Origin of the sequence: Lactiplantibacillus sp. 7.2.4 (assembly GCF_018991185.1) — a bacterium.
In the GTDB taxonomy this organism is placed as follows: domain Bacteria; phylum Bacillota; class Bacilli; order Lactobacillales; family Lactobacillaceae; genus Lactiplantibacillus; species Lactiplantibacillus pentosus.
On sequence record NZ_JAGYGS010000084.1, the window covers coordinates 1 to 9841 of the forward strand.

The 9841-nt window shown below is 40.6% G+C and carries 7 protein-coding genes and 5 pseudogenes; 8 read left to right on the forward strand and 4 right to left on the reverse strand.

What is annotated here, in order from left to right:
• The 4 genes and pseudogenes from KGF70_RS15600 to KGF70_RS15610 all read left to right on the forward strand — a co-directional run.
• Positions 1-97, forward strand: a pseudogene (locus tag KGF70_RS15600) (IS30 family transposase); the annotation flags it as partial.
• 84 nt (positions 98-181) lie between these two features.
• A complete protein-coding gene (locus KGF70_RS15605) occupies positions 182-841 on the forward strand; it encodes a restriction endonuclease subunit S (RefSeq protein WP_225366315.1) in 660 nt (219 codons plus the stop codon).
• 170 nt (positions 842-1011) lie between these two features.
• Entirely contained in the window at positions 1012-1101 is a 90-nt protein-coding gene (locus KGF70_RS17455) for a putative holin-like toxin (RefSeq protein ID WP_222844221.1), read from the forward strand.
• A 483-nt stretch (positions 1102-1584) separates the two neighbouring features.
• Positions 1585-1803: pseudogene (locus KGF70_RS15610) on the forward strand (transposase); the annotation flags it as partial.
• A gap of 119 nt (positions 1804-1922) precedes the next feature.
• Here KGF70_RS15610 and KGF70_RS15615 read toward each other — a convergent pair.
• Genes KGF70_RS15615 through KGF70_RS15625 form a run of 3 tightly spaced genes read right to left on the reverse strand, consistent with a single transcriptional unit; the run spans position 1923 to position 4880 of the window.
• Positions 1923-2840 (reverse strand): glycine betaine ABC transporter substrate-binding protein, encoded by a 918-nt coding sequence (locus KGF70_RS15615; RefSeq protein WP_064578705.1) that lies wholly within the window; start codon positions 2838-2840, stop codon positions 1923-1925.
• A gap of 7 nt (positions 2841-2847) precedes the next feature.
• Positions 2848-3687: a proline/glycine betaine ABC transporter permease gene (locus tag KGF70_RS15620; RefSeq protein WP_020923853.1), complete on the reverse strand. Its 840-nt coding sequence runs from the start codon at positions 3685-3687 to the stop codon at positions 2848-2850.
• Entirely contained in the window at positions 3687-4880 is a 1194-nt protein-coding gene (locus KGF70_RS15625) for a glycine betaine/L-proline ABC transporter ATP-binding protein (protein WP_027822877.1), read from the reverse strand. Before KGF70_RS15625 ends, KGF70_RS15620 begins: the two co-directional genes overlap by 1 nt.
• Before the next feature lie 419 nt (positions 4881-5299).
• Here KGF70_RS15625 and KGF70_RS15630 point away from each other — a divergent pair, with 419 nt between their 5' ends.
• From KGF70_RS15630 to KGF70_RS15645, 4 genes and pseudogenes are all read left to right on the forward strand, one after another.
• Positions 5300-6286, forward strand: coding sequence for an IS30 family transposase (locus KGF70_RS15630; RefSeq protein ID WP_216786491.1), 987 nt, complete (start codon positions 5300-5302; stop codon positions 6284-6286).
• A gap of 382 nt (positions 6287-6668) precedes the next feature.
• Positions 6669-7379, forward strand: coding sequence for a LysM domain-containing protein (locus KGF70_RS15635; protein ID WP_216769361.1), 711 nt, complete (start codon positions 6669-6671; stop codon positions 7377-7379).
• A 304-nt stretch (positions 7380-7683) separates the two neighbouring features.
• A pseudogene (locus tag KGF70_RS15640) lies at positions 7684-8064 on the forward strand (transposase); the annotation flags it as partial.
• A 243-nt stretch (positions 8065-8307) separates the two neighbouring features.
• Positions 8308-8595: pseudogene (locus KGF70_RS15645) on the forward strand (transposase); the annotation flags it as partial.
• Positions 8596-8712: 117 nt separating this feature from the next.
• Here the strand turns inward: KGF70_RS15645 and KGF70_RS15650 are convergent.
• Positions 8713-9784, reverse strand: a pseudogene (locus KGF70_RS15650) (alcohol dehydrogenase catalytic domain-containing protein).
• Positions 9785-9841 lie beyond the last annotated feature (57 nt).

The window sequence follows — 9841 nt, forward strand, 5'->3', positions numbered from 1 at the left end:
GACGTTACTCCAAATTAACCAGCGACCGCTTAAAATACTCGACTGGCAAACACCGTATCAGGTTATGCTGACAAATTTGTCCAAAAATTCGGATTAAATTTGCAATCTACCACACCTCGACACCCTCATCGCAGTCAACCAGCGTAAGTTAGCTAAGCTTAAGGCACTTAAACAGGGCTATTTGCAGAAATTGTTCCCCAAAAATGGGAGCAAGTTCCCAGAATTAAGATTTTTAGGGTTTGCTGACGCTTGGGAACAGCGTAAGTTCTTCGACAACATTAGACGTACAGTAGATTTTCGTGGACGTACTCCCAAAAAACTGGATATGGATTGGAGCGAGTCTGGATATCTTGCCCTTTCAGCTCTTAATGTAAAAAATGGTTATATTGATCCATCTGCTGATGCACATTATGGAAATCAAAAACTATATGATAAGTGGATGACTGGAAAAGAACTTTATAAGGGCCAAGTATTATTTACCACAGAGGCACCAATGGGAAATGTGGCACAAATACCGGACAACAACAAATATATTCTCAGTCAACGAACAATCGCTTTTGATGTTGCTTCAGATAAAATCACAAATGATTTCTTGGCTGTCTTGTTACGTTCGCCGAAATCATTTAATGAATTATCATCCTTATCAAGCGGCGGTACTGCGAAAGGTGTTAGTCAAAGATCTTTATCACAGTTCAAAGTAACACTACCTAAAAGTTTACAAGAACAAAAGAAAATTGGCATTTTTTTCAAACAACTCGACAAGACTATCGCTCTTTATCAGCGTAAACTTGAAAAACTCCAGGAACTCAAAAAAGGATATCTACAAAAGATGTTTTGCTGATACTTAATGCAATCAAATTGGGCTTCTAGGAAGCTTGATACCTTAATGTTTATTGTGGCTTGGTCAATCCATCATTTCTTTGTATGCTTGACTAAGCAATTTTAAGGGCAGTGACTGTCTTTTCCCTTGCGAGTTGACATGGAATAATCTTCAAGAAGGTTTCACAGTCAATGAGCGTCTTCCAGACAGTCTCGCTGATATTGCTGTTTGGCACATTTTTAATCGTGCTACTCAACTATATCAACAAGCACTACCAATAAAAAAGCCTCCCTACATAACTTTGAACGGTTATGGGGCGCCTTGATATCGTTCTTTAGCTAAGACCACCGCCTTTGAAGCGGCTTGCGCGGGAAGCCCTGTTTTCGATGGTACTTCCTTTTGCTGTTTTTATTATAACGTGGTTATAACTGACTTTCGATCATTTTTAAGCATGACTCCTACGGTGGTGTAATGTACCGAACAATTTGTCCGTCATTACATCATAGGAACCCCTTTATCTTGGCCTTCCAAAAGAGCTAAATCTTGATACGTTCATCTGCGGTAAGTAAGTATAGGTCCTTTGTGGTCGTCTTTTCTTTTGATTTTGACACGCAAAATTATTACCGAGGAAGTCACCGAATGTCTCAAATTTGGGGCAAGACTTCAAAACAACTTATGAGATTTATCAAGACATCATAAAGTCTTTGCGCATTCATAATACAAACCTATTTCATTAGTTCCTATGCCAATATCATCAACTAAAACAAATGGGCACAACCATCAAAAGCTTTAAGAAGTACCGGAAACAGGCCCTGAACGCCGTTGAATCACCATATTCAAACGGTTATTTAGAGGGCAACATCGGCCGAATTAAGAAGATTAAAAACACTGCTTTTGGCTTCCGTAATTGGGAGAACTTTGTCAACCGTATTAAGATTCAACGCCAATGGCTTCACCCAGCACGTCAAACTGTGACGGTATAAAAAAGTACCTAGACCAATTAAGCTCCAGATACTTCATAAGGATTCCATCAACTTCACATGACAAATAACAAAAAAACTGGCATTGGTGTGGTCCAATGCCAGAAATTTTACAGCCAATATCATTTGTTTTTTAGATCATCAACAGTATTAATATTCTTCATATATTTGGGAACTGCCAACCCTGTTTTAGCTCCCTTCAAATTTTTGCGCAATTGAACATACTTACCTTTGTACTTCTTGGCATACAAGCCATGGGTAACTGGTAACTCAGCAGTCAAGGAAGCGTCAGAACTACCATTAGCTATCGAATTCCACATAACTCCCACGTCTAACTGTTGCATTGTAGCTTTATATCCTTTTTGCTTCAACAAAGTCGTTACTAAAGTGGTTACCGCAATTTCATAGTCATATGGTGTATAAACTAATTTAATTTTTTTGCCATGACCGTTTGGCACCCCCGCTGTCCATGCTTTGACTTGTTTAGGATGGTTTTTAATAAACTGATTGACAGCTTTTTGCTTATTCATGCCACCGTTTATGTTCAGCATTACTGGATTTGACATTGAAATTGTCCAATGGAAATTCTTTAGTAACTTAGTAGCACCTGGATTATCTTTTTCCAACCCTTTACGTGTAATGGTGCGCATTGATTCACCATTACCATAAACATGTTTTGGATCTTTTAAAAATTTCAACGAATATTTAGCAACCATCCAGTGTGGCTGCCAGCCAGTAACAACGATAGGCTGTTTATTTTTAACTGCCTTGGATAACGTGCTAATCATCGCAGCTGTAGAACTTGGCATGATCTGCCAGTTAGCCTGTTTCAACTTATATTTTGACAACAATGTTTGTGTATTAGCCATTACACCCGCACCAGCTTCGATCCCTGTAATCGTATAATTGATTTGCGGTCCTAACTTTTTATGTGAGTCGTATTCAGCTGGTTTAGCACAAGCACTAACTATGGCTGTCAAACATATAATCACTGTGGCCATTTGCAAATAACGGAGAATTCTTTTCTTCAAACTAATCATTCCCCCTTTATTTGGATGTTTTGTTGAACGATTGTGTGATTCGATCCAAAATAATAGCTACAATAACCACAGCAATTCCTGCGGCAAATCCTGCCCCGGCATCATTACGCCCCACAGCAAAGTAAACCTGAGTTCCTAAACCAAGGGCGCCAATCATTGATGCAATCACGACCATTGAAAGTCCAAGCATCATCGTTTGATTAATTCCGGACATTATTGTTGTTTTTGCTAGTGGTAACTGTAATTTGATTAGCTTTTGCCAGCTGGTCGAGCCAAAGGAATCCGCTACCTCGATCAAGTCACTTGGCACCTGCCGGATTCCCAAGTTTGTCATTCGCACTGTCGGTGGCGTCGCAAAAATCACTGAAGCCAACACCCCCGGTACCATCCCGATACCAAAAAATGAAACGGCCGGTATTAGATAAACAAACGCTGGCAAGGTCTGCATGAAGTCAAGAATTGGTTTGATTACGATCTCAGCTCTTGAACTTTTTGCCATCCAAATTCCAAGTGGAATCCCAACAACGATTGCAATCAAACTAGACGACAAAACTAACGTCAAGGTCTGGGTCATATCACGCCAGTATCCTAAGTTCCAGATCAATAACAGCCCCAAAACTTCAAACACCATGAAACTAATTTTCTTTTGTCCTCGTTTAACCCAGTACGTGAGTGCTAAGACCACCAAGATAAAGACCCATTGCGGCAAGAAGTCAAAAGCCCATTGAATACCGTCAATGATTACCTGGAAAAAGATCGTCACACTATTAAAAAATCCGGTAAATTGACTCAGCCAGTCAACACCTGAGTTGATCCAATCCGCTAAAGGTATTTTTCCAATATTCATTAAGCACTCACCTCTTCCCCAGCGATAGCCGCCAAAACAGAACTCCGTAGAATGATGCCTAGTAGATGATCGTCATCATCCAACACGACATAAGGAATTGCTGCCTTCGAAATATCGTTAATCAATGCATTGATTGGCATATCCACACTTGTCTTAGGCACGTCTGTCCTAAGAACTGACTTCAGGTCTTCACTGCCCTTCTTAATCAGATCCGAAACATCATGCGCATCGGCAAAACCCACGAATTTGTTGTCATTATCAACCACGTATATTGAAGAGATATCGTTGGCTCGCATTCTCCGCAAAGCCACCCGTGGTCCAGCCTTTCCAATATTAACCACCTGGGCCTGCGTCATTACACTACTTGCCGTCAGGACCTTTGTCCGGTCGACCCCTTCGATGAAGCGTTCTACGTAATCATTAGCCGGGTGAGTCAAAATATCTTCCGGATTATCAATTTGTTCGATATGGCCATCACGCATGATCATAATCCTATCCCCTAATTTCAAAGCTTCGTTCAGGTCATGGCCAATAAAAATGATCGTTTTATGCATTTTTTCTTGAATTTGCAATAACAAATCCTGCATTTCTTTCCGATATAACGGATCCAAGGCCGAAAATGCCTCGTCCATCAACAGAATCTCGGCATCATTGGCCAAAGCGCGCGCGAGACCAACCCGCTGCTGCATCCCGCCTGATAACTGATCTGGATATTGGTCGTCATACCCGGTCAAGCCGACTAGTGTCAATGCTTCATGAGCTTTCCTGTTTCGTACATCTAACGGAAACTTTTTAAGCTCCAATCCATAAGCCGCATTTTGTAATACGGACTTATGCGGAAACAAGGCAAAATTTTGAAAAACCATGCCGATCTTATCTTGGCGCAAGTGACGTAATTCTTCCTTACTGAGGCCCATCACACCTTGTTCATCGATTTCAATATCCCCATCAGTCGAATTTATCAAGCGGTTGATCATTCGGATAATCGTAGACTTTCCACTTCCAGACAGCCCCATGATTACAAACAGTTCACCTTCATTAACAGCAAAACTAGCTTGATTAACTCCAACAGTACAACCTGTCTGCGAAAGGATCTCTGCTTTAGACTTTCCCTCACGCAACAATTTTTTTGCTAGAGATATTTGCTTTCCAAAAATCTTAGTTACATTTTTAACTTTAACTTTTTCTACCAACATACACCTCCATGTATTAGCATGTTACCCAGATTATTATTCATAAGGAATAATAATCTGGGTAACATGCGCCACGCGCTTGGGTAGACATGGTGTATAACGCTATGAATGAGTCAAAATAAAATTTACATTTTTTATATTCACCAATTTGTTCTAAACCAAGAAATTAGCACCATATCCAACCAATTTCATCATACTCAACCTTCATAAGGCGTTCAAAAACTTCTTGGTTACCTAAAAGTACTATAATCCACTATATCAAAATTTTGATTTTTTTAAAAGTCTCCAGCTTTAGAACGTGATTAGAATTTTTTTAATAGGGCGAATTTACAATTGAAATGCAACACAAAGTAAAAAAATAAACCCATACCGGGTAGAATATGTTTAACGACCAAATCAAACAATTCGAGGTATCCGGTATGAGCTATAAACATCTTACTATAAAAGAACGTGAAATACTTATGTTTTTACGAACTAAGGGGTTATCTATCCGGGCTGTTGCGTTACGGCTGGGGCGAAATCCAAGCACTATTTCACGGGAGTTAAAACGTTGTGCAGGTAATTATTCCCCAAGCAAAGCAGATAATGACTATCATCAAAAGCGGCAGAATTGTCACAAGAAGCGGCTATTAGACAGCCATCCACAATTACGCCGTCAAATTGTTCATTACATCTTAGATCTGCACTGGTTACCAGAGCAGATTACCGCTCGCTTTAATAAGGAACATCAATGGTGTGTTAGCTACAACACAATTTACCGTCATATCTATCAACACAATTTAGGTGAGAAGTACTCCTCACGTGGTGATACCGGTATTCAGCGCCATCTCAGACATAAATATCGGACTCGGCATTCAAAGAATACTAGACGACATCGAGAAGTACAGACCGACTATATCTCGATCCATGAGCTCCCTGGTTTTATCAACCAGCGTCAACGTATAGGTGACTGGGAAATTGATACTGTGATTGGTCGAACGGGTCACGCCATCCTTTTAACGGTTGTCGATCGGCTTAGTCGGCTTACGCTTATCAAAAAGGTTGTGCAAAAGGACTCGCAGGAGATAAATAAAGGCTTAGTTGAACTGTTAGGGGCCATTCCTAAAGAATTTGTTCATTCTATTACACCAGATCATGGGACCGAATTTCTTCATCTTGATGAAATCAGCGAAAGGTTAGGTGTTACTGTCTATTGGCCCGATCCATATTCGCCTGAACAGCGTGGAACAAATGAGAATACAAATGGATTAATCCGGGAATATTTTCCCAAGCGAACAGATATTGATAATTATACAGAACAGGACGTTGAACACTGCCAAAAGCAGTTAAATCAACGTCCTCGCAAAGTGTTAAACTATGAAACCCCATATGAAGTATTTTTTGACAAACCGTTGCACTTAGTTTGACAATTCGCCATATATAATTAAGCAATGCACCTTAAAATCGCTTAGAAGACGTTTTAAAGGGTCTATACGGTGTGCTGTGTTGTGGTGTGTGATTGCTTGGTGTTGAACGTATAGATTTAGATACTATTTGGTCGTGAAATATTTATCCCGCTACTTTTATTCTAGTAATGTTGATACAATCTACCAAATATTACAATTCATTACAAAAACGGCCTTATATTACAAGCACCCCCTAAAAACGTAATGTTCTGATTATTGCACTGCAACACTCACTAGTTATACTAGTCACTGTTGATTGGTTGAGACATCAACTGCTCGACCAATAGAAAATATATGTAAATAATCGAACACACGCAAATTATAGGAGAGTGTATTAATTATTATGAAGATCAAAAACCTTGTATTATCATCAACTGCTGCATTAGCTTTATTCGCTATCTCAACAACGGTTGCCAACGCTGATACTTATACTGTTAAGGCCGGCGATACTGTTTCAGCAATTGCCCAAGCTCACAACACTTCAGTTTCAGCCATTGAAAAGGCAAACAAGTTAGCTAATGTTAACTTAATCTTCATTGGTGATAAGCTTGAAGTCAATGGTACTACTACAACAACCACGACTTCTGCTGCTACAAGTGCTGCACCACAATCAGCAACTAGCCAAGCTACGTCTTCAGCTGCTTCAACAACCTCAACGACTTCAACACAGACGACTCAACAAACGACCACGACACAATCATCAGCTCAGACTAGTCAAGCTCAACCGAGCCAAGCTAGCCAGACCCAATCAAGTCAAACACAAACTAGCAAACCTGCTGCTCAGACGACGACTCAAACGTCTAGTTCAACATCAAACTATAGCAACAATGGTTCTGATAGTGCTGCTAAGGCTTGGATTGCTGGTAAAGAATCTGGTGGTTCATATTCTGCTCGTAACGGTCAATACATCGGTAAGTACCAATTAAGTGCTTCATACTTAAACGGTGACTACTCCGCTGCCAACCAAGAACGTGTTGCTAACAGTTATGTTGCTTCACGTTATGGTTCATGGAGCAACGCCAAGAGTCACTGGCTTGCTAATGGCTGGTACTAAAAAGCCACTCTAAATTAATAAACAAATGCAAAGATTGCGGATCATTTCTGATTCGCAATCTTTTTTCTACTATATTAAATCTGTGCTGAAGCACGTGTGTCCCCCCACCAATACCCATTATAAAGTTACTCAGTTGCTAAGTGACTTTATAATGGGCCTTAGCACTTAGCATGCTGACAACCCGTTATTTAGATATGCGATATGCTTATTCTAGCAACCGCTTTAAGACGGACAAGATCCAGACCTGCTAGTTGTCTCCCCCCAATCGACGACCCACTCTCCCAACCAAAATACCACATGTTTTTATTTGGCGGTTGATATTAATGGTTTACCACAAGCCATTCTCGTGACACGAGCTAATGTATCAGATCGTTCAGGTGCATTGGCTATGTTTAGTTTGGTTAGCCAAAAGTTAGAGCTGGTTCAGCATGTCATGGTTGATGGTGGCTACACTGGCAATGACTTTGCGGATCAGGTGAAGCTCATTTTGAATGCTAAGACGACGGTAGCTAAACGCAACGAGTTGCATATGTTCACGGTGTTACCGCAACGATGGATCGTTGAACGTTCATGGAGTTGGCTAGACAAATGTCGGCGACTTTGGAAAAACTGTGAACGTGCCCTTAACAGCAGTCTTCAAATGGTTGTATTGGCCTTCCTGAAGATAGTTCTTAAAAGATACTAGACAGGTTCTTAATAAGGCAGCTACGGGTGTAATAATCAGCCGACGAATCTTAAGCGGTGCACACGCATTGATAGAGCTACATCACCATTGAGTTACGCCCATTGCAACACTAAAAACCGGTTGTTTATGACCAGAATGTGAATAATCTTGCTCAGGTGTAGTAAATGGCGCTAACCCTTGTCGCAACTGGCATAATTAATGTGGAGTAAATCAAAGATCACTACACGTTAGTGTTAAACTCTGCCCAAGTTCAAGCAAACCTACGAGACCTACTTAGCGCCTCATGATGCCTTGATGGTGAGGAAACATCCCGCGGAACTGGCAATCCTGTTAGCTACTTACGAGCTAAACGGTACGGCAATGGACATGACGATCGTGACGCTTAAGCGACACGAAGTCGCTGTCACCAGCCCTTATTCCAACGGTCCGATCGAAGGGGTTAACCACCTCATCAAGTCACTCAAACGATCCTGTTTTGGCTTCAAGAATCAGCTGAACTTCTTCAAACGAATCTACCAAATCACGGCATAACATGACAAAGACGGCTCCCCAAATGGAGAACCGCCTCAAATGATAAATTTATTCTTCAACACCAGTTGACGTAGAGCCATAATTATAGGGCACTTGGGTTGAGAAAACTGATGTTAACTAAGAATGCAAACGAACTAAAATCTTTGCTTGTTTTTTATCCTTTTCTAAGGATTCAATTCCTTCTGAAACTAATTCATTTAATTCAATCTTTTTTGTAATGACACGTTTGAATAGTGACCGATGGGTATCTATAATCTTAATTACTCGATCGAAGATATTGGCATATCCATAAGATGTTAATAAACTACCACCCTTTTTAAGAAGAGCTCTAACATCTACAACTGGTGGATGTTGAAATAATGCAATCACGGTAACCTTGCCACCGTTTTTAAGAGCCTGAATGGCACCAGTAAGTGTGGGTTGTACACCGGCACAATCAAATGCAACATCTACTCCCTGATTTTCCGTGATAGTGCTGATAGCGTGAGCTAATGACTTTTGGCTATCAGCACGTATTGGGTATTGAACCCCTAATTCATTTGCTAAATCCAAACGTTCCTCTGACATGTCATTTATTATGACGTGATGGGCACCAGAAATTTGTGCTATTAAGGCCGTGAACAATCCAATTGGACCAGCACCCTGAATTAAGACATCATCTCCAGGAGACACTCGGCTTGCCATAACTGCTTGTGCAGCAACTGAAACTGGCTCAACTAAAGCCCCTAAATCAAGCGGAAAGTTAGTTGGCAAGAGATGTGCAAAGGTACTTTTTACATTGCACTTTTCAGCTAAGCCACCGTTAGCCGAAAATCCTAAGAATCCTGCTGATTGATCACTACCTATAGCATTTATAATGACCAGAAAGACATTCCGGACATTTTCCACAAGCAATCATTGGCTCGACTGCAACTTTATCTCCAATTCTTAATTTAGATACTTGTTTTCCAATTTTAGAAATCGTCCCAGAGAATTCATGACCAGGAATCAGCGGAGCCTGCATATGGGTTAGCGGATGAGGCATTGTCGCCAAATCCATACCCTCTAAATATTCATGAATATCACTACCACAAATACCATTAAATGCAACCTCAATTTGAACTTCATCTGGTGCCGGATCAGGAATATTTCTTTTTTCAAAGCGGATATCCTTAGGACCGTAAATAACAGCTGCTTTCACCATAGTCATAGTGCTTCGCTTCCTTCATGTTCAATATAGCACAATTATAAAAGGGTAGCGTCAAGA